The organism is Halotalea alkalilenta DSM 17697 (genome assembly GCF_000621205.1).
Taxonomy (GTDB): domain Bacteria; phylum Pseudomonadota; class Gammaproteobacteria; order Pseudomonadales; family Halomonadaceae; genus Halotalea; species Halotalea alkalilenta.
In genome coordinates this window covers 132,808-151,918 of sequence record NZ_KK211231.1, presented here as the reverse complement: position 1 = coordinate 151,918, position 19,111 = coordinate 132,808, and the positions used below count along the sequence as shown (strand labels likewise).

18 protein-coding genes are annotated in these 19,111 nt (G+C 66.8%); 14 read left to right on the top strand and 4 right to left on the bottom strand.

Features of this window, described 5'->3' with window-relative positions:
• Positions 1–192 precede the first annotated feature (192 nt).
• Positions 193–801 (top strand): histidine phosphatase family protein, encoded by a 609-nt coding sequence (locus Q376_RS23270; RefSeq protein WP_052365476.1) that lies wholly within the window; start codon positions 193–195, stop codon positions 799–801.
• A 241-nt stretch (positions 802–1,042) separates the two neighbouring features.
• Positions 1,043–2,326, top strand: a complete 1,284-nt coding sequence (locus Q376_RS0117330; RefSeq protein ID WP_027351376.1) for an SLC5/6 family protein — start codon at positions 1,043–1,045, stop codon at positions 2,324–2,326.
• Positions 2,327–2,337: 11 nt separating this feature from the next.
• Here Q376_RS0117330 and Q376_RS23265 read toward each other — a convergent pair whose 3' ends face one another.
• Together Q376_RS23265 and Q376_RS0117320 are read right to left on the bottom strand one after the other, a co-directional pair.
• Positions 2,338–3,123 (bottom strand): endonuclease/exonuclease/phosphatase family protein, encoded by a 786-nt coding sequence (locus Q376_RS23265; protein WP_052365489.1) that lies wholly within the window; start codon positions 3,121–3,123, stop codon positions 2,338–2,340.
• A 146-nt stretch (positions 3,124–3,269) separates the two neighbouring features.
• Positions 3,270–3,905, bottom strand: coding sequence for a thiol:disulfide interchange protein DsbA/DsbL (locus Q376_RS0117320; protein ID WP_043448462.1), 636 nt, complete (start codon positions 3,903–3,905; stop codon positions 3,270–3,272).
• Between the two features lie 323 nt (positions 3,906–4,228).
• Here Q376_RS0117320 and yihA point away from each other — a divergent pair, with 323 nt between their 5' ends.
• From yihA to Q376_RS0117265, 11 genes are all read left to right on the top strand, one after another.
• Positions 4,229–4,858, top strand: a complete 630-nt coding sequence (gene yihA / locus Q376_RS0117315; RefSeq protein WP_052365475.1) for a ribosome biogenesis GTP-binding protein YihA/YsxC — start codon at positions 4,229–4,231, stop codon at positions 4,856–4,858.
• A 423-nt stretch (positions 4,859–5,281) separates the two neighbouring features.
• Entirely contained in the window at positions 5,282–6,115 is an 834-nt protein-coding gene (locus Q376_RS0117310) for a transketolase (protein WP_027351373.1), read from the top strand.
• Positions 6,112–7,059, top strand: coding sequence for a transketolase family protein (locus tag Q376_RS0117305; protein WP_027351372.1), 948 nt, complete (start codon positions 6,112–6,114; stop codon positions 7,057–7,059). Before Q376_RS0117310 ends, Q376_RS0117305 begins: the two co-directional genes overlap by 4 nt.
• Entirely contained in the window at positions 7,056–8,582 is a 1,527-nt protein-coding gene (locus Q376_RS23260; RefSeq protein ID WP_052365474.1) for an FGGY family carbohydrate kinase, read from the top strand. The genes Q376_RS0117305 and Q376_RS23260 overlap by 4 nt, the downstream gene beginning before the upstream one ends.
• Positions 8,582–9,538, top strand: a complete 957-nt coding sequence (locus Q376_RS0117295; protein WP_027351371.1) for a sugar-binding transcriptional regulator — start codon at positions 8,582–8,584, stop codon at positions 9,536–9,538. The genes Q376_RS23260 and Q376_RS0117295 overlap by 1 nt, the downstream gene beginning before the upstream one ends.
• Before the next feature lie 52 nt (positions 9,539–9,590).
• The gene (locus tag Q376_RS0117290) at positions 9,591–10,382 is read left to right on the top strand and encodes an SDR family NAD(P)-dependent oxidoreductase (protein WP_027351370.1); all 792 of its coding nucleotides are present in this window, start codon (positions 9,591–9,593) and stop codon (positions 10,380–10,382) included.
• Between the two features lie 44 nt (positions 10,383–10,426).
• Entirely contained in the window at positions 10,427–11,224 is a 798-nt protein-coding gene (locus tag Q376_RS0117285; protein WP_027351369.1) for a GolD/DthD family dehydrogenase, read from the top strand.
• Between the two features lie 52 nt (positions 11,225–11,276).
• Complete coding sequence (locus Q376_RS0117280; RefSeq protein ID WP_052365473.1) at positions 11,277–12,236, top strand: substrate-binding domain-containing protein; 960 nt, start codon at positions 11,277–11,279, stop codon at positions 12,234–12,236.
• Between the two features lie 40 nt (positions 12,237–12,276).
• Complete coding sequence (locus tag Q376_RS0117275; protein ID WP_027351367.1) at positions 12,277–12,930, top strand: DUF2291 family protein; 654 nt, start codon at positions 12,277–12,279, stop codon at positions 12,928–12,930.
• A complete protein-coding gene (locus tag Q376_RS0117270) occupies positions 12,927–14,447 on the top strand; it encodes a sugar ABC transporter ATP-binding protein (RefSeq protein ID WP_027351366.1) in 1,521 nt (506 codons plus the stop codon). The genes Q376_RS0117275 and Q376_RS0117270 overlap by 4 nt, the downstream gene beginning before the upstream one ends.
• Before the next feature lie 13 nt (positions 14,448–14,460).
• Positions 14,461–15,579, top strand: coding sequence for an ABC transporter permease (locus tag Q376_RS0117265; protein ID WP_081803631.1), 1,119 nt, complete (start codon positions 14,461–14,463; stop codon positions 15,577–15,579).
• A 37-nt stretch (positions 15,580–15,616) separates the two neighbouring features.
• On the opposite strand, the gene Q376_RS0117260 is transcribed toward Q376_RS0117265, so the two are convergent.
• Complete coding sequence (locus Q376_RS0117260) at positions 15,617–16,318, bottom strand: HAD family hydrolase (protein ID WP_027351364.1); 702 nt, start codon at positions 16,316–16,318, stop codon at positions 15,617–15,619.
• Positions 16,319–16,539: 221 nt separating this feature from the next.
• On the opposite strand from Q376_RS0117260, the gene Q376_RS0117255 reads away from it, so the two are divergent.
• Entirely contained in the window at positions 16,540–17,637 is a 1,098-nt protein-coding gene (locus Q376_RS0117255) for a glycerol dehydrogenase (RefSeq protein WP_027351363.1), read from the top strand.
• 45 nt (positions 17,638–17,682) lie between these two features.
• Here the strand turns inward: Q376_RS0117255 and mdtD are convergent, their stop codons facing one another.
• A complete protein-coding gene (gene mdtD / locus Q376_RS0117250; protein WP_027351362.1) occupies positions 17,683–19,095 on the bottom strand; it encodes a multidrug transporter subunit MdtD in 1,413 nt (470 codons plus the stop codon).
• Positions 19,096–19,111 lie beyond the last annotated feature (16 nt).

The following is a 19,111-nucleotide window of genomic DNA, read 5'->3' as shown; positions in this document are numbered from 1 at the left end:
TGATCCTAGTCGGTGAGTTTTAAGCTTGGCTTTCGATCGACGAGCAGCAGCGCGACGGCCGAAAGTTGGCCGGGACATCGTATCGCAGGGCAATACCTGGCCAGGGCGTCGATAGACCAATGTCTGGCGCTGCGTGCGCATTTCTTTCCACCCAATCTTTTCAATCAAGTCTATCACCCAAGGAGACCACGTATGTCGCTGACCGAGGGGCGGCCCTGCATCGTGCCGGGCCTACGCGGCAGGGTACTGCTGATGCGCCATGCCCACAGTGAGGCCAACGCTGCCGGATTGATCATCAGCGACCCTCGGGTCGCGGTGGCCCACTATGGACTCTCCGAGCTGGGACGCGTGCAGCTCGATCGCCGGCTCGACGAATGGCGCTGGACGGTGCCTACCCGCATCGTCCACTCGCCGTTCAAGCGCGCGCTGGAGACCGCGCAGGCGGTAGCGAAGCGATTCGAGCTCGCGATTAGCGCCGACGAGGCGCTGCGCGAGCGCGGCTTCGGGGAGCTCGAGGGCGGTCCGGACGCTCGCTACAGCGAGGTATGGGCGCGCGATGCCGTCGACGCTTCCCATCGCGACTTCGGGGTGGAGAGCCTGGAAGCGGTAGCGGCGAGGATGCGCGACGCGCTCGAGCGGTGGGATGCGGCGTCCTCGCCTGCGACCACGCTGCTGGTGGTGAGCCATGGCGATCCATTGTCGATCCTGCTCGCTTCGCTGCTGGGTACGCCGCTCGGTGAGCATCGCATGCTCGCGCCGCTGGCGCCCGCCGGGGTGATCGAGCTGCGGCCCCGCGCTTGATACCCGAGCGGGGTTGATCGCTCATCTTGGGCGCCGCCCGTGCTGGCGCGAGTGCAACCCGGGAGGGGCGTCGAGTATTACCTTGGATTGCCTTTGAGTAGTACCTTGGTATGGGCGAGGCGCTGAACGGTCGCACCAAGTTGGTTCGTCGGCTAACATGCGCGGTTTCAAGAATCGCTTCGTCTTCGCCGGCGTGCCTGCGCCAGTGAGACGAACAGCCAGCCTCGCGGAACGCCTGACGATGAAAGAAACCCGCAGCGCGGTCGAGCAGGACCGCTCCTTCGTACAATCCACCCCCGCCGCGCTCGACCGGCGTGACGTGCATTGGATTCTCGGTCTCTACGGCACGGCGGTCGGTGCAGGGACGCTTTTTTTACCGATCAACGCAGGAATCGGAGGGTTCTGGCCGCTTTTGATGATCGCGCTGCTCGCCTTTCCGATCACCTTCTTCGCCCACCGTGGCTTGACCCGCTTCGTGCTCTCCGGCGCCGAGGCGGGGGACGTCGACATCACCGACACGCTCAAGCGCCACTTCGGTGCTACCCTCGGGCGGGCGGTGACGCTGCTCTATTTCTTCGCGATCTTCCCGATCCTGCTGGTCTATAGCGTGGCGATCACCAACACCGTGCAGAGCTTCATCGAGCACCAGCTTGGCTTGAGCGCGCCGCCGCGCGCCTGGCTGGCCGCGATGCTGATCGCCTCGCTGGTGCTGGTCGCACGCGGCGGCCAGCGGCTGATCCTGCGTGCGATGAGCATGCTGGTCTATCCATTCATCGCCGCGCTGATCGCACTGGCGCTGTTCTTGATCCCGCATTGGGACGGCGCCTTCCTCGCGTCCGCCGGTGCGCCGATCGACTTCGGTGGTCTGTCGCTGACCCTGTGGCTGGCGGTGCCGGTGATGGTATTCTCGTTCAATCACTCGCCGATGATCTCGGCCTTCGCCGTCGACCAGCATCGCCGCTATGGCGCCGCGGCCTCCCAGCAGGCGTCGCGGCTGCTGGCGATCGCCCATCTGATGATGGTGGTCACGGTTATGTTCTTCGTGTTCAGCTGCGTGATGACCTTGACCCCGGCCGATCTCTCCGCGGCCAAGGCACAGAACGTGTCGATCCTGTCCTATCTCGCCAATCGCCTCGACACCCCGCTGATCGCGCTGGCCGCGCCGTTGATCGCCTTCATCGCCATCGGCAAGTCGTTCCTCGGCCACTACATCGGTGCGCGGGAGGGCCTGCGCGGCCTGCTCGGCGGGCGCCATGGGGGCGGGCTGGGGCGGACGTTCGAATGGGGCTGCGCGCTTGGGATCGCCGCGGTCTGCTGGGGTGTCGCAACGCTGGATCCGAGCATTCTCGGCCTGATCGAGGGGCTTGGTGGTCCGGTGATCGCGGCGCTGCTGTTCTTGATGCCGATGATCGCGATCGCCACCGTGCCGGCGCTGGCTCGCTATCGCCGAGCCCCTTCCAACCCGTTCGTCGTCGTGGTTGGGGTGGTGGCGATCTCGGCTACGCTCTACGGCCTGTTCGGCTGAGCGGCGCCGCCCTAGACCAGCACGGTCTTGGGCGGCGGTATCCAGATATCGGAGGCCTCGTCGAGCGCGACGGCGCAGGCCTCGGGCAGCTCGATCTCGGCGGCTACCGGCAGGTGGTCGGAGAACAGCTGGTCGAGCACGCTGTACTGGCGCACGGTCAGGGTGCTCGAGATCAAAATGTGGTCGAGCGCACGCTTCGGCTGCCAGGCCGGATAGCTCAGCAGCGCTTCGAGCGGTTGGAGATCGATGGATTCGAAGAAGCGTGGATGCTTGCGCATCTGCTCGACGGTGCAATTAAGATCGCCCATCAGCACCACATGGCGCAGTGGCGAGATCAGCTCGCTGAGGTAGTCGAGCTGGCGGGCCTGGGTCTTGGCGCCCAGCGCCAGATGGGCGACGAACACGTGCAGGGCGTCGTCACCGATACCGAAGCGTGCGTGTATCGCACCGCGCCCCGGCGGCCCCGGCAGGCGGTGGTTTTCCACCCGCGCCGCGGGCAGCCGGCAGAGCAGCCCGTTGCTGTGCTGCGCGAACCGGCCGAGATTGCGGTTGAGCTGCTGGAAGCGGTACGGCATGTCGGCGCGGCTGGCGAGATAGTCGATCTGGTTGATGTTGCCGGAGCGAAAGCTGCCGCCGTCGACCTCCTGCAGTGCGACCAGGTCGTAGCCGCGCAGCAGTTCGCCGATCAACGCCAGGCGTTTGCCGCGCTTGGCGTTGGGCAGGAAGTGCTGCCAGCCGTTGGTGAGATACTGGTAGTAGGCTCGGGTGCTGATGCCGACCTGGAGATTGAAGGTCATCAGCTTGATTCTGCGAGGAGCCGGTGCCGCCTGTATGCCCGCGCTCGTCGGGTGTGAAGGACCGGCTTCCTTGCGTGCATCGTTCAACTCGATCGATCCTCCTGGCTGGCAGCGGTCGGCGGCGCTGGGGCCGCCGACCGCTGGATTCAATTCGAAGCCTGTTCGCTGCGCACTCGTTCGATCACCTGATCGGCGACGGTGAGCATGTTGGTCAGCCCGCCTGCGGTGCTCGGAGTGATCACGTAGGTGCCGTCGATGACGATCGCCGGTACGCCCATCAGCTGGTAGGCGCGCATTTGGGCATGCGCCTGGTTGACCTGGCTCTTCACCCCGAACGACTCCAGCGTCTCCTGGGCCTGCTGCTCGCTGACCCCGTAATCAGCATAGAATTTGGCGATCGCAGCGTCACTGTCCAGCGGCTGGCCGTTCTTATGGATCGCATCGAAGAACGGCTTGTGGGTCTGATCGAGGATGCCGAGATCCTCGGCCGTATAGTAGGCGCGGGCGTGGGTCACCCAGTTGCGTCCCATGGTGCCGGGCAGGCGCTCGACGTCGATATCATCGGGCTGTTCGCTCGCCCACTGCTCGAAGTCGGGCTCCAGCGCATAGCAATGGGGGCAGCCGTACCAGAACACTTCCTGGACCAGGACCTTGCCGTCGGCGGTGTCATGGCTGACCGGCTGGTCGAGTACCGTGTAGCCCGGGTTCGATTGGGCGCTCGCGGTGGCGGCGATTGCGCTCAGACCGGCGGCGAAGGCGATGGTCGCCAGTTTCTTCAGCATTGCTCTCGTTCTCCTGATGATGGACATCCTCGCGCTGGCTGCACCGAGCACTCGAGCCGCGCACCGCTGGGTTAGAGCGATACTCGGCCGATCGGTTCCACTGGTGCATCTTCGCCGCTCGGGGGTTGAACCCCGCCGGGCGCGCGATCCTGGACTCAATGGTACACTTTAGCCCTAGGGACGCGCGATCCAAGCGTCTTTCGAAGCGAATCGAATCACCGTCCACAGCTCCATCGGTGCGCAACCGAGGGCGGGCGGCTCACCCACCGGGCCCCAACCCCAGCCCGGGCAAGCCAAGCTCCATCGCGGGCAGGATATCCAGCATGTCGGATCGACCGAGCGCCGAACGCGCCGTATCTCTCAACTATCGTGCCGCGCGCTTTTTGATCAGCGCGCCGACGCTCGCTACCTGTCCCCAGGACAGCGGTGCCGAGGTCGCTTTCGCCGGCCGCTCCAACGCCGGCAAGTCGAGCGCGATCAATACCCTCACCGGGCAGAAAGCGCTGGCGCGCACTTCGAAGACGCCTGGGCGCACCCAGCTGATCAACTTCTTCGCGCTCGACGACCAGCGTCGGCTGGTCGACCTGCCCGGCTATGGCTTCGCCAAAGTGCCCGAATCGGTCAAGCTCGAGTGGCAGCGCCATCTCGCCGACTATCTCCAGCATCGTCAGGCGCTCAAGGGCGTGGTGCTGCTGATGGACGTGCGCCATCCGCTCACCGAGTTCGACCAGATGATGCTCGGCTGGGCCGAGCAGGCCGGACTGCCGCTGCACCTGCTGCTGACCAAGGCGGACAAGCTCAAGCGCGGCGCGGCGACCAACGCGCTGCGCCAGGTCGAACGCGCCCTGGCCGGGCGCACCGAGCAGGTCGAAGTGCAGCTCTTCTCCTCCCTCGCGCGCCAGGGGCTCGATACTCTCGAGGCGCGCCTGAACGGCTGGCTGCGCGGCGACTGAGCAGCCAGGCAAGACCTCGCTTGAATGACGGCGGCGCCCCTCGGGGCGCCGCCGCAGACTGCTGACTGAGCATTCGTAGATGGCACGTGGAAGACGTCGCTGGGTCAAAGGGGGTTGTCATCAACCTCTGCTGGCACCGGCGAAGCCTTGCGTTCGGCTCGATACCCGTGGGTTTCGAAGTTACTTGTTGGGGGCGAACTCGAAAGAAGGGGTGAATAAATATTCATGTTCCTCTGGATAAATAAAATACCCCAGGCGAGCATAAGTATAAGTTTTTGATCGTATTGTAAAAAGTATAAAAGTTGAATAGACCAAAGTTGCTCTGATTTGGTCCTCGGACCCATTGACCTGGCCAGGCGGGGCGGTGATTAATGGCGTGAAATATATATGCACAGCATGAATATTTATTCAAAGGAGCGTGCCATGCCTCTGCCTTCGCGATTAACGACCGAGGACATCCCCGATCTGTGTCAGAAAATGCGCGGCACGTTATTGACCACCATCGTCAATGCCAGGATGGGGCACGTCGGCGGCGATCTTTCCGTCATCGATATTCTCGGCACGCTCTATTTCGGCGTTCTGCGCGTCGATCCCACCGATCCTCACGCCGAGTCCCGTGATCGCTTCGTGCTCAGCAAAGGACACTGTTCGGTAGCGCTCTACACCACCCTGGCCTATGCGGGCTTCCTGCCGATCGAGGAGCTGGCGAGCTTCGCCGCGCCCCTTTCACGGCTCAATGGCCATCCTTGCAATCGCAAGCTGCCCGGGGTGGAAACCAGCACCGGCCCGCTCGGCCACGGGCTGCCGGTCGCCACCGGCATCGCCATCGGCGGCAAGCTGAGCGGCGCCGATTGGCGGGTCTTCGTGGTGGTCGGCGACGGTGAGCTGCAGGAGGGCAGCAACTGGGAAGCGATGATGAGCGCCGCCCACCAGCGCCTCGACAACCTGACCTTGATCGTCGATCGCAACCAGCTCCAGCAGGGCGACCGGACCTCGGCGGTGACCAGCATGGAGCCGCTCGCCGAGCGATTCGCGGCATTCGGCTGGGAGACCCACGAGGTCGATGGACACGACCACGCCGCGCTCGAAAGCCTGCTCTCCTCGCCGAATACCAGCGGGCGGCCGCGCTGCCTGATCGCCGCCACGGTGAAAGGCCAAGGGGTATCGTTCATCCGCGATCGTGTCGAGTGGCACCACAAGGTGCCGAGCCGCGAGCAGCTGGCCACCGCGCTCGCTGAGCTGGAGGTGGCGTCATGAGCGAGCTGTTCGATTGTCGGGACGCGTTCGTCGCCACCCTCGAGGAGCTGGCCGAACAGGACCCGCGCATCGTCGCGGTGGTCAACGATTCGATCGGCTCGAGCAAGCTGACCGGCTTTCGCCGGCGCTGGCCCGAGCGGTTGATCAACGTCGGCATCGCCGAGCAGACCCTGGTCGGCGTCGGTGCGGGGCTCGCCAATGCCGGGCACAAGCCGTTCGTCTGCGCCGCTTCCTGCTTCCTTACCGGCAGAGCGCTCGAGCAGATCAAGGCCGACATCGTCTATTCCCAGGCCCAAGTGGTGCTCTGCGGGATCAGCAGCGGAGTCGCCTACGGCGAGCTCGGGCCGACCCATCACTCGATCGAGGACCTCGCCTGGACCCGGGTGCTGCCCGGGCTCGAGATCATCGTCCCCGCCGACCCGGTCGAGACCGCTGCCGCCGTTCGCTACGCCTATGCCGCCGAGGGACCGGTGTTCCTGCGCCTGAGCCGGATCGGCGTGCCACGGCTGCTCGACGAGCGCTACCGCTATGAGCCTGGCCGGGCGCAGGTGCTGCGCGATGGCGCAGATCTGACCCTGATCGCCTGCGGGGTCTTGGTCCACCGCGCGCTCGAGGCCGCCGAGCGGCTCAGCGACCTGGGCCTCGAGGCGCGGGTGTTGAATCTGGCGAGCATCGCCCCGCTGGATCGCCGGGAGATCGTGCGCGCGGCGCAGCAGACCGGGGCGATCCTGACCCTCGAAGAGCACAGCGTGCGCGGCGGGATGGGCTCCGCGGTGGCCGAGGCGGTGGTCGCCGAGGCGCCGTGCCGAATGAAGCTGATGGGCTTCGAGGATTTCGCACCCACCGGTGAGGCGAACTTCCTGCTCGATCACGTCGGCATGTCGGTGGACGGTATCGTCGACGCCGCGCAGCGGCTGGTCGGCGAGCCGCTGGTGGCGAAATGAGCGCGGCGACGCCCGCCCTGCTCGCCATCGACCAGGGCACCACCAACGCCAAGGCGCTGCTGGTCGGGCTCGACGGTACGCCGCTGGCGCTCGGCCAGTGCGCGGTGGCCTGCCGCTTCCCGCGCGCGGGCTGGGTGGAGCAGTCGGCGAGCGAGCTGTGGCAGGCGGTGCTCTGCGCGATCGAGCGCTGCCTGGAGGCTTGCGGTCCGGTGTCATTGGTCGGCATCGGTATCAGCGCGCAGCGGGAGTCGGCGCTGGCCTGGGATGCGCGGGATGGCCGTCCGCTTGGGCCGGTGATCGGCTGGCAGTGCCGGCGTACCGAGGCGCACTGCGAGCGGTTGGTCGAGGATGGCCTGGATGCATGGATCCGCAGCGTCACTGGCCTGCCGATCGATCCGCTGTTCTCGGCGAGCAAAATGCGCTGGCTGCTCGACCACGCCGCGCGGGATACGCCGCGCGAGCGAGTCCGGCTCGGCAATGTCGACAGCTGGCTGCTGTGGCAGCTGAGCGGCGGCGCCGTGCATGCCACCGATGCCTCCAACGCTTCCCGTACCCAACTTTGCGATATCGCCAGCGGCCAATGGTCGCCCGAGCTTGCCGAGCTGTTCGGCGTGGCGATCGAGAACCTGCCCACTATCCACTCCTCGGCGCATCGCTTCGGCGTCACCCGCGCCTGCGGGCGGCTGCCCGGCGGGGTTCCGATCGGCGCGCTGATCGGCGACTCCCACGCCGCACTGTTCGCCCAGGGCGGTTTCCTCCCCGGGGTGGTCAAGGCGACCTTCGGCACCGGCTCCTCGGTGATGAGTGCGACGCACGGTGTAGCCCGCACGCTGCCGGGCCTGGCCACCACTATCGCATGGCAGCTGGGCGGCGAGCGCTGCTATGCGCTCGAGGGCAATGTCACCGTCAGCGCCTCGATCCTGCCTTGGATGGCGCAGCTGCTCGGACTCGATGGTTCGGTCGCGCGGCTGGCCGCGCTGGCCCGCGAGGCCGACGGGGAGGATGCCGCGATCCTGGTGCCGGCGATGGTGGGATTGGGCGCGCCTCGCTGGGTCAATGGCCTGAGTGGATTGATCGACGGGCTGAGCTTCTCGACCAGCCGTGCCGAACTGGCCCGTGCGTCGTTCGATTCGATCGTCCACCAGATCAGGGACGTGGTCGATGCGATGCGCTACTGCGCAAGCGGCGAGGCCCTCGCTATCACTGAGCTGCGGGTCGACGGTGGCGCCTGCGCCAATCATTGGCTGATGCAGCGCCAGGCCGATGTCCTGGCGCTGCCGGTCAGGCGCTCGTGCCACGCCGAGCTCTCGGCGCTCGGCGCCGCCTACCTCGCTGGGCTGGCGCTCGGTGTCTGGCCCGACCCGGAGGCGATCGAACGCCTGGCGCCGGCGCGCGAGCGCATCGAGCCGCGCGACGTCGCCGCTGCCGAGCGTCGCCACCGGCGCTGGCTGGTCGCGGTCGAGCGCACGCTGCACCGGGCCGGCAGCGGCTGCGAGGCCGCCGCGATGGAGGCCGAGGCCTGATGAACCCGCTCTTCGAGATGAGGCTGGTGACCAAGGCCGCGCACCTCTATTGGATCGAGCGGATGCGCCAGGTCGAGATCGCGAGCCGGCTTGCGGTGTCGCAAGCGACCGTCTCGCGGCTGCTCAAGCGAGCCCACCGGGAGGGCATCGTCAGCGTCTCGATCCACTCGCCGCAGGGCATCTATCCGGAGCTCGAGCAGCGTCTGGCGGCGGCGCTCGGGCTGCGCGAGGTGGTGGTCAACGAGTGCAGCAGCGATACCGAGCAGGCGATCGTCGCTTCGATCGGCGAAGCCGCCGCTTTCTATCTCGAATCGACCCTCGGTGCGGATGAGGTGATCGGGCTCTCCTCGTGGAGCTCGGCGCTGCAGGCGATGAGCGAGCGGCTGTCACCGAACGCAGAGCTGCGGGCCGAGAAGGTGGTGCAACTGCTCGGCGGCATGGCCAGCAGCGGTGACGAGCACCTCGCTGAAACCTTGACCCGTCGGATCTCGACCCTGGTAGGGGCACGGGCGCACTTCATGCACGTCGCCGGGATGGCGAGCTCTGCCCAGGCATGCCAGGTGATGCTGAGCGAACCCTACGTGCAGGAGACCGTGCGGCTGTTCGAGCGTGTCTCGCTGGCACTGCTCGGGATCGGCACCCTGGAGCCATCGAAGTTCCTCGCCCGCAGCGGCAACACCTTCTCGAAGCAGGAACTGGCGAGCCTGGCCGAGACCGGTGCGGTGGGCGATGTCTGCCTGCGCTTCTTCGATCGCGATGGGCGAATGATCGACCACCCCTTGAACCAGCGGGTGATCTCGATCGAGCCGCGGATGCTCGAGCGGATCGAGCGGCGCATCGGCGTGGCCGGCGGCGCCCACAAGGTCGAGGCGATCATCGGCGCCGCGCGCGGTGGCTGGATCCACACCCTGATCACCGACCGCTTCACCGCGCAGCGGATTCTCGAGTGGCTCTGAGCCGGACCCGTCCCGGCTTCGAGTGCATGCCAGGACCCTAGGGAGCAATGCAATGCGACGTTTCGAACGAAAGGTAGTGGTGGTGACCGGCGCCGATCGCGGTATTGGCCTTGCGATCGCCGAGCGCTTCGCCCGCGAGGGTGCGCGGCTCGCGATCGCATCCAACCGCGCTGAGATCCATGCCGCGGCCGAGCGGCTCGCGGCCCAGGGGGGCGAGGTCTTCGCCCACGAGCTCGACGTCACCGATGCGAGCCAGGTCGAGTCGTTCTTCGATGCGGTGGTGGCGCGCTTCGAAGGGGTCGATGTCTCGGTGCACAACGCAGGCGTGATCACCATCGCGCCGCTTGCGTCGCTCGAAGAGCGCGACTGGGACCTGGTGATGGACGTCAACGCCAAAGGGGTCTTCCTCTGCTGCAAGGCGGCGATCAGGTGCATGCGCCCGGCCGGGCGCGGCGCGCTGATCAATATGGCCTCGGGTCAGGCGCGCCAGGGTTTCATCTATACCCCTCACTACGCGGCGAGCAAGTTCGGCGTGCTTGGCCTGACCCAGAGCCTGGCCAAGGAGTTCGCCGACCAGGGGATCACGGTCAACGCGATCTGTCCCGGCATCGTCGAGACCGAGATGTGGGACTACAACGACCGCGCCTGGGGGGCGCTACTGAGCCGTGACGGGAAACGCTACGCCCCTGGGGAGCTGATCGAGGAGTGGATATCGCGGATCCCGATGAAGCGCGCCGCCCGCGGCGAGGACATCGCCGCGGCGGTAGCCTTCCTCGCCTCGAACGATGCGCGCTACATCACCGGCCAAGCGATCAACGTGGACGGCGGCATGGCGATGAACTGAGCCAGCGCCGCGGCCGATCTTGAACATCTGGGAGTCATTCGAGCATGTCCAGCCAATACGATACCCGCCTGCGCTATGGCGTCGATTTCGATTTTTCCCTCGAGGGCAAGGTAGCGATCATCACCGGCGGTCTCGGTGGCATCGCCACCGCCACCAACCAGGCACTGCTCGGCAAGGGCGCGCGGGTCGCGGTGCTCTATCCCGCCTTCGAGGCGCACCGCCGTGACGAGGTGCTTGCCGGCTTTCCCGCCGACCGGGTGCGCGCCTTCGAGTGCGACGTCACCGATGAGGCCAGCGTGGCCGGCGCGGTGGCGGCGGTGGTCGAGGCGTTCGGCGACCTGCACATCCTGATCAACGCCGCCGGCACCATCACGCTGACCCCGGCCGAGCAGATCCCGCTCGATGAATGGCGCCGGCAGCTCGATGTCTGCCTCACCGGCCCTTTCCTCTGCGCCAAGCACGCTGCACGGCACCTGCTCGCCAGCGGCCACGGCGGCAAGATCGTCAACATCGCCTCCCAGGCGGCGAGCGTGGCGATCGACCACCACTGCGCCTACACCTCGGCCAAGGCGGGTCTTCTGGGAATGACCAAGTCGATGGCCAAGGAGTGGGGCCCGAAGGGCATCACCGTCAACAGCGTGTCGCCCACCGTGGTGCTAACGCCGATGGGCGCGGCGGCCTGGGAGGGCGAGAAGGGCGAGCGGATGAAGACCCTGATCCCCACCGGGCGGTTCGCCTACACCGATGAGATCGCCGCCGCGATCCTGTTCCTGGTCTCCAATGCCAGCGACATGATCAACGGCGCCGACCTGCTGGTCGACGGCGGCTACACGATCTGGTGAGCGGCGCTGGCTGCCCGGCGCACGCTCGTTTTCACTCGAGGAGTCACACACCATGAACACTCTCTGCCGCCTCGGATCCGCCTGCCTGGTCACCCTGGCACTCGGCGCCGCCGCACCGCTTGCGGTCGCTCAAGACACCGCCGACAAGGGCACCATCGCGATCCTGGTCAATTCGCTGGACAACCCCTACTACGCCGCCGAAGCGCATGCGGCCGACGCCAAGGCGCGCGAGCTCGGCTACCAGACCCTGATCCAGTCGCACAACGAAGACGTCAACCGCCAGCGCGAGCTGATCTCGCTGGCGGTAGGCCGCGGGGTCAAGGGCATCGTGCTCGACAACGCGGATTCCTCGGCGAGCGGTGCCGCGGTGCAGTACGCCAAGGACCAGGGGGTGCCCACCGTATTGATCAATCGCGAGATTCCCCAGGACGGCGTGGCGCTCGCCCAGCTCACCCACAACAACGTCCAGGCGGCCTCGCAGGTGGCGCAGGCGTTCGTCGAGCGGATGGGCGAGCAGGGTGAATACGTCGAGCTGACCTGCAATCTCGCCGACAACAACTGCGTCACCCGCTCCGAGGCGTTTCACCAGGTGCTCGATCAGTATCCCGAGATGACCATGGTCGCGCGCCAGGACGCCAAGGGGGTGCTGCTCAACGCCAAGCAGTCGATGGACTCGATCCTCCAGGAGCATCCCAACGTCCGCGGGGTGATCGCCGGCAACGGCCCGGTGGCGCTCGGTGCCATCGCCTCGCTGCAGGCCGCGCGCAGGGACCAGGTGGTGGTCGCGGGTATCGACGGCAGCAACGACGAGCGGGACGCGGTTCGAGCCGGTCATCTCTACGCCACCGCGATGCTGCAGGCGCAGCGGCTCGCCAGCGACGGCGTGGTCGTGCTCGACGCCCACCTGGCCGGTGCAGACGAAGGGGGCCCGGAGCGCAGGCTCTATCGCGGCATCCTGATCACCGAGGATAACGCCGGCAGGGTCAAAGACTTCAGCTATTCGGACGAGTGAATCGGACGGTGGCGACCTTCCAACCTGGAGTGACTTCAGCATGTCTACGGTGACCATCAAGCACGCCGCCCTGGTCCTGCTCCTGGTCGGGTCCAGCGGTTTCACCCTGGTGCCGCGCGACGAGGTCGCACAAGCCGGCGCCAGCGGGCAGCGTGCCGCGCTCGACGCCGGCCAGCTGTTCGGCCAGGACATCGTGCCCTATGCCCGTGCCCATGCGGCGCCGCTGACCGAGGTGGCGCGGGCGATCGATGAGGATTTCGACGCGGCCTGCCAGCGCTATGGGCGGCAGGCGAGCCAGGCATTCCCTTGCAGCTTCTGGGTCCACGCGCAGGGCAGCGTCGAATCGATCGACAGCGGCTCGAGGGTCGGCAAGGCACCGCTCGCCGGTACCGGCGTGGAGGACAAGCCGGTCGCGCTGCTGGTCGGGCCGGTGATTCCCGGCACCGCGGTACGCGATGCCTTCCCTGACCTGAGCTACGACGATTTCGGTGACCAGGGCGCCTTCGCTCGCTTCTCCTCGGCGCTCAATGACCAGGTCAGGGCGGTGATCGAGGCGCGTGGCCCGCTCGAGGCCGGGCAGCAGCTCTCGTTCAACGCTGTCTTCAGCGCCTGGGACGGCAGCGATGCGGCGTTCGAGCTGATCCCGGTCGAGTTCGATCCACCCCCTGTCACAGATCAAGGAGCAGCGCCATGAACGACGATTCGGTGGTGGTCGAGGCCCAGGGCCTGGTCAAGCGCTATCCGGGCACCATTGCGCTCAAAGGCGTCGACTTCGAGGTCCGCGCCGGCCGCGTCAATGTGCTGATCGGCGAGAACGGCGCCGGCAAGTCGACGCTGATGAAACTGCTCGCCGGCGCCGAGCGGCCGACCCTGGGGCGGATCCTGGTCGAGGGTCGGGAGGTCTCGTTCGCCAACGTGCGCGAGGCGGAGCGCGCCGGGATCGGGATCATCTTCCAGGAGCTCAATCTGTTCCCCGACCTGAGCGTATGCGAGAACCTGTTCATCGGCGCCGAGCGCTGCCGGCTGGGCGTGATCGACCAGCGTAGCCAGCATGAAGAAGCCAGGCGGCTGCTTTCCCGGGTCGGATTGGCGCTCGATCCGGCGACGCCGCTGGGCGATCTCTACGTCGGCCAGCAGCAGCTGGTCGAGATCGCCCGGGTGCTCGGCAAGCAGGTCAAGGTGCTGATCATGGACGAGCCGACCTCGGCGCTCAGCCAGCACGAGGTCGAGATCCTGTTCGGCATCATCGCGGCGCTCAAGCGCGAGGGCGTGGCGGTGATCTACATCTCCCACCGGCTCGAGGAGATCATCCGCGTCGGTGACCATATCACCGTACTGCGCAACGGCGAGGTGGTCGGCGTCGACGAGGTGTGCAACATCGACGTGCCGTGGATCGTCGCCAAGATGGTCGGCGCGGCGCGCAAGGCATTCGACTATCGCCCGCGTGAGCTGGGCGAGGAGGCGCTCAGGGTCGAGTCGCTGTCGTTGAAGAAGCCCAACGGCACCCTGGCACTCGATGCGGTTGGTTTCAGCGCGCGGCGCGGCGAGATCCTCGGCATCTACGGGCTGATGGGCGCGGGCCGCACCGAGCTGCTCGAGACCCTGCTCGGGCTGCATGCCAGCGCCCGCGGGCGGATCGTCGTCGACGGGCGCGAGCTTGGCCGCTCCCGCGCCGCTCGGCGCATCGAACGGGGCATCGCCCTGGTCCCCGAGGACCGGCAGCTCTCTGGCATGGTGCAGTCGATGTCGGTGGCCGAGAACATGACCCTGTCGAGCCTCGTGCGCTGGTGCTTGCGCTGGCCCGGCGGGCGCGTGGTGCGCCCGGGGCGCGAGCGCGAGGCGTGCCGGCGGATGGTCGAGCGATTGGGGATCAAGACCGCCGACATCGACGAGCCGATCACCTCGCTGAGCGGCGGCAACATGCAGAAAGTGGTGATCGCCAAGGCGCTGCTCACCGAGCCCAGCGTGCTGCTGCTCGACGAGCCCACCCGCGGCGTCGATGTCGGCGCCAAGGCCGAGATCTATCGCGCCATGCTGGCGGTCGCCGAACGCGGCGTGACCGTGCTCTATACCACCTCCGAACTCGACGAAGCGCTCGCCGTCGCCGACCGCGTGCTGGTGCTCTCCAGCGGGCGGCTCAGCGCGGATCTGCCGCGCGATCGCGCCGATCGCGACGAGATCGTTCGCAAGTCCACTCCCTTCGCCGCCTGACAGGAGCCAGTCCATGTCCCATATCTCGTCAAGGCATGTGCCGCATGCGACAGCGACCCGCGTCGAGCCGCCGCACGGCGCCGAACCCACGGCCGCCCCGGGCACGCTTCTGGGCAGTCGCAAGGGGCAGCTCAAGCTGCTGCTGCGCATCCTCAAGCTGAGAATCTTCGTCGCGCTGGCGGTGGTGCTGCTCTATTTCTCGCTCACCACCGGCAACTTCCTCTCCACCGCCAACCTGCTGATCATGGCCCAGCACATCACCGTCATCGCGATCCTCTCGATCGGGATGACGCTGGTGATCCTCACCGGTGGCATCGACCTCTCGGTCGGCTCGGTGGTCGGTTTCAGCGGCATGGTCGCCGGTTTCCTGATCAGCCGGGGAATTCCCATCGGCGACCAGGTGCTTTTCCTCAACGTTTTCGAGGTGGTCGTCGTGACCTGCCTGGTCGGCCTCGCGATCGGGATGATCAACGGTGCGCTGGTGACCTGGCTGAACGTGGCTCCCTTCATCGCCACGCTGGGGATGCTCTACGTGGTACGCGGTGCGGCGCTCCTGTTCAACGACGGTGCGACCTTCTCGGAGCTCGGCGGCCATGCCGAATTCGGCAACACCGGTTTCGCGCTGCTCGGCGGCGGCACGCTGTTCGGCATCGGCTATCCGGTCTGGCTGCTGGTGGCGATGACCGTGCTGGCCGCTGCCATCGCCGCGCGCACTCCGATCGGCCGCTACATCTATGCGATCGGCGGCAACGAGCGCGCCGCGCTGTTCTCCGGGCTCAAGGTCAAGAAGGTGAAGCTGTTCGTCTACGCCTTCTCGGGCTTTTGCGCCGCGCTGGTCGGACTGGTGGTCACCTCCCAGCTGCAGACCGCCCACCCGATGACCGGCAACACCTACGAACTGATGGCGATCGCCGCGGTGGTGCTCGGCGGCACCGCGCTTTCCGGCGGGCGTGGCACCGTGATCGGCTCGGTGATCGGCGCCTGCGTGATCAGCATCCTCAACGATGGGATGGTGATGTCCGGGGTCAGCAGCTTCTGGCAGATGGTGATCATGGGGCTGGTGATCATCCTCGCGGTGGTGATCGACCAGCTTCAGCAGCGGCTGCAGAAGAAGGTGATGGTCGCGCTCTGAGGATCATGCGGCGAGGACTGGGCGGAGAAGGTCGTGCTCAGGCCCCTTCGAGCCGCTCGAGCACCTTGGGCAACTCGCGCACGTGGCGCACGCGGTGGACGTTGCCGGGCAGCGGGCGGGGCTGGTCGAAGATGTCGATCCACACCGCCTGCATGCCGAGCCGCGCAGCGGGTTCGATGTCATGCTCCCAGGAGTCGCCGACGTGGATCGCATGGCGCGGGTCGACGCCGCCGAGCGCTTCGAGAGCGTGGAGGAAGACCCGCTCGTCGGGCTTCGGCATGCCGATCTCGCCGGCCTTCAGGCAGACGTCGAAGTGGCGGGCCAGCGGCAGGCGGGTGACGTCGACGTTGCCGTTGGTGATCACCGCCAGCCGGTAGCGCTTGGCCAACGTCTCGAGCAGCGGGTCGACCTCGGGGTAGGGCTCGACCCGGTGGCGCAGCTCGAGCATGTAGTCGATCGCCTGCTCGGTCAGCGCCCCGGCGTCCGGTTCCTGGATGCCGTGCTCGAGCAAGATCCGGTGGAGCACCTCACGGCGCACGTAGGTGACGTCGCCGCGACGGTCGGTGAGGGTGGCGGCGAAGGCCATCCTGCGCGCGGCATACTCTTCGAGCGGAAAGGCATCGGCATGCTGGATGCGCTCGTCCAGCCAGCGGTAGTGCTCGGCCTCGAGATGGGCCATCACCGGGCCGTTGTCCCATAGCGTGTCGTCTATGTCGAAGGTCAGGGCGTCGAGGCGCATTGGGTCTCCGGTTGGCTTGAATCATTGCATCCACGATGCCATGAGGGGGCGCAGCGCGCCAGCCTCGCGGGCTCCCGCCGGGTGCTTAAAACAAACCATCGATGTCTGGGCTGAATCCCCATTGACCATACAAATTATGTGGTTAATGATGAAGGCAATGATGGAGAAACGGCATGCCGCCCGGGCGGTTTCGAGCATTCGCGCAGTCAAAGAGGTGAGCCATGAGCAGATTCATATTCTCATCACCAAGGAAGTACGTGCAGGGCAGTGGGGTGATCGGCGAGCTGGGCAGCCAGCTGGCGGTGCTGGGGGCTAAGGCGTTCCTGGTCGCCGACGATATCGTCTGGGAAATCGTCGGTTCCGAGGTGAGGAAATCGCTCGAACTGGCGGGATTGGATTTTCATTTCGAGCGCTTCAACGGCGAAGCGTCGGTCAGCGAGATCGGCCGCCTGGCGGCGGTCGCCCGCCAGCAGGGGACCGACATCGTGGTCGGTCTCGGCGGCGGCAAGACCCTGGACACGGTGAAGGCGGTCGCCGATGAGCTCGAGCACAGTGTCGCCATCGTGCCGACGGTTGCGTCCACCGATGCCCCCTGCAGCGCGCTATCGGTGATCTATACCGATCAGGGCGTGTTCGAAAGCTATCGGTTCTACGACAAGAACCCCGACCTGGTACTGGTCGATACCGCGATCTGCGCCCAGGCGCCGGCGCGACTGTTCGCCTCCGGCATCGCCGATGGCCTGGCCACCTTCGTCGAGGCGCGGGCGGTCGCGCGCAGCCATTCGAAATCGATGGTCGGCGGTGACCCCACCGTCGCCGCCATGGCGATCGCCGAGGCCTGCGAGCGCACCCTGCTGACCTATGGCTTCAGCGCTTTCAAGGCGGTGGAGCGAAAACTGGTCACCCCCGCGGTGGAGGCGGTGGTCGAGGCCAACACGCTGCTCTCGGGGCTCGGCTTCGAAAACGCGGGCCTCGCCGCGGCGCACGCCATCCACAACGGCTTCACCGCGGTGCAGGGCGACATCCACCACCTGACCCATGGCGAGAAAGTGGCCTACGGCACCTTGACCCAGATGGTGCTGGAGCAGCGCGCGGACGAGGAGATCGCGCGCTACGTGCGTTTCTATCGCTCGATCGGGATGCCGACCAGCCTCGAGGAGCTCCATCTGGAGAACGAATCCTGGGACAACCTGGTCAGGATCGGCGCTTTGGCACGCGCCGAGGGGGATACGCTGGGCAATCTCGACACCGGGCTGAGCGCGGAAGACGTAGCGAACGCGATCCTCGCCGTCGACGCGTTCAGTAAATCCGTCCAGTAGCCGCGGATCGCGGCGCCAGCGGGGTCTTGCTGGCCCCGCTCGGCCTCAGCGTCGCCGCCTCGGCCGGGTACGGCCGTCGCCGGGATGGAGCTGGAAGAAGATTATCGATGCCAGCATCGCCATGCCGCCGACCGCGAGGAAGGTCGCGGCGAAGGCGTCGAGCACCGTGCGCGCATCGCCCTCGGCGCCAGTGCTGAAGCCGCCGAGCAGCGCCGCCGAGCTCGCGACCCCCATACCGATGGAGAGCTGCATCACCACCGCTAGCAGGCTGTTGCCGCTGGCGGCGTTGTCGCCCTCGAGATCGATCAGGGTGATGGTGTTCATCGCGGTGAATTGCAGCGAGTTGACCAGGCCCAGCGCCGAGAGCTGGAGCAGCAGCAGCCAGTAGGGCGTGGCGGGACCGAGCAGCCCCAGGCTCATGATCAGCGCCCCGAGCAGCAGCGTATTCGCCACCAGGGTGCGGCGATAGCCGACCCGGTCGAGCAGCGGTCGCACCAGCGATTTGGCCAGCATCGCCGCCAGCGTCATCGGGATCATCGACAGACCCGCGCGCGATGGGGAGAAGCCGAGACCTAGTTGCAGCAGCAGCGGGATCAAGAACGGCAGCGCGCCATTGCCGAGGCGGGCGAAGAGGTTGCCGATGATGCCGACGGTGAAGGTACGGATGCGAAACAGCGTCGGTGAGAACAGCGGCTCGTCGATGCGCAGCGCGCGCAGCCAGTAGGCGGCCAGGCAGCCGAGCCCCGCGACCAGCAGCACCACCACCCTCGGGCCCGAGAGATGCATGTCGCCAAGGCCTTCGAGCGCCAGTGAGAGCGAGAGCGTCGCGGCGGAGAACAGCACGAAGCCGGTGGCATCGAAGCGCTGGCGGCGTTCGCGGCGAAAGTCGGGCATCAAGCGCGCGCTCAGCACGCAGCCGATCACCCCGATCGGCAGGTTGATCAGGAAGATCCAGTGCCAGGAGAGATACTCCACCAGCCAGCCGCCGACCGTAGGGCCCGCCAGCGGGCCGATCAGCGCCGGTATGGTGACGAAGCTCATCACCCGTACCAGCTCGCTGCGCGGGAAGGCGCGCAGGATGGTCAGCCGCCCGACCGGTACCATCAGCGCGCCGCCGAATCCCTGGATCACTCTTGATACGATCAGCGCCTGCAGGCTTTCCGACAGTGCGCAGAACAGCGAGCCGAGGGTGAACAGCGCGATCGCGATGCAGAACACCCGGCGGCTGCCGAAGCGATCGGCGATCCAGCCGGAGATCGGGATCAGCGCGGCCACGGTGAGGATGTAGGCGATCACCACCGACTGCATGCGCAGCGGGTTCTGGCCGAGGTCGTGGGCCATCGCCGGCAGGGCGACGTTGAGGATGGTGGCATCGAGGGACTGCATGAAGAACGCCACCGCGATCAGCCAGGGCAGCAGCCGGGCGGTGTGCGGGTCTAGCGTGCGGGGTTCCTCCATGCGTTGCGGGCTCCTT

Bases quoted from the DNA above. Each gene is read 5' to 3' on its own strand.
- Q376_RS23270 (WP_052365476.1), top strand. From the start codon at position 193: ATGTCGCTGACCGAGGGGCGGCCCTGCATCGTGCCGGGCCTACGCGGC.
- Q376_RS0117330 (WP_027351376.1), top strand. From the start codon at position 1,043: ATGAAAGAAACCCGCAGCGCGGTCGAGCAGGACCGCTCCTTCGTACAA.
- Q376_RS23265 (WP_052365489.1), bottom strand. From the start codon at position 3,123: ATGACCTTCAATCTCCAGGTCGGCATCAGCACCCGAGCCTACTACCAG.
- Q376_RS0117320 (WP_043448462.1), bottom strand. From the start codon at position 3,905: ATGCTGAAGAAACTGGCGACCATCGCCTTCGCCGCCGGTCTGAGCGCA.
- yihA (WP_052365475.1), top strand. From the start codon at position 4,229: ATGTCGGATCGACCGAGCGCCGAACGCGCCGTATCTCTCAACTATCGT.
- Q376_RS0117310 (WP_027351373.1), top strand. From the start codon at position 5,282: ATGCCTCTGCCTTCGCGATTAACGACCGAGGACATCCCCGATCTGTGT.
- Q376_RS0117305 (WP_027351372.1), top strand. From the start codon at position 6,112: ATGAGCGAGCTGTTCGATTGTCGGGACGCGTTCGTCGCCACCCTCGAG.
- Q376_RS23260 (WP_052365474.1), top strand. From the start codon at position 7,056: ATGAGCGCGGCGACGCCCGCCCTGCTCGCCATCGACCAGGGCACCACC.
- Q376_RS0117295 (WP_027351371.1), top strand. From the start codon at position 8,582: ATGAACCCGCTCTTCGAGATGAGGCTGGTGACCAAGGCCGCGCACCTC.
- Q376_RS0117290 (WP_027351370.1), top strand. From the start codon at position 9,591: ATGCGACGTTTCGAACGAAAGGTAGTGGTGGTGACCGGCGCCGATCGC.
- Q376_RS0117285 (WP_027351369.1), top strand. From the start codon at position 10,427: ATGTCCAGCCAATACGATACCCGCCTGCGCTATGGCGTCGATTTCGAT.
- Q376_RS0117280 (WP_052365473.1), top strand. From the start codon at position 11,277: ATGAACACTCTCTGCCGCCTCGGATCCGCCTGCCTGGTCACCCTGGCA.
- Q376_RS0117275 (WP_027351367.1), top strand. From the start codon at position 12,277: ATGTCTACGGTGACCATCAAGCACGCCGCCCTGGTCCTGCTCCTGGTC.
- Q376_RS0117270 (WP_027351366.1), top strand. From the start codon at position 12,927: ATGAACGACGATTCGGTGGTGGTCGAGGCCCAGGGCCTGGTCAAGCGC.
- Q376_RS0117265 (WP_081803631.1), top strand. From the start codon at position 14,461: ATGTCCCATATCTCGTCAAGGCATGTGCCGCATGCGACAGCGACCCGC.
- Q376_RS0117260 (WP_027351364.1), bottom strand. From the start codon at position 16,318: ATGCGCCTCGACGCCCTGACCTTCGACATAGACGACACGCTATGGGAC.
- Q376_RS0117255 (WP_027351363.1), top strand. From the start codon at position 16,540: ATGAGCAGATTCATATTCTCATCACCAAGGAAGTACGTGCAGGGCAGT.
- mdtD (WP_027351362.1), bottom strand. From the start codon at position 19,095: ATGGAGGAACCCCGCACGCTAGACCCGCACACCGCCCGGCTGCTGCCC.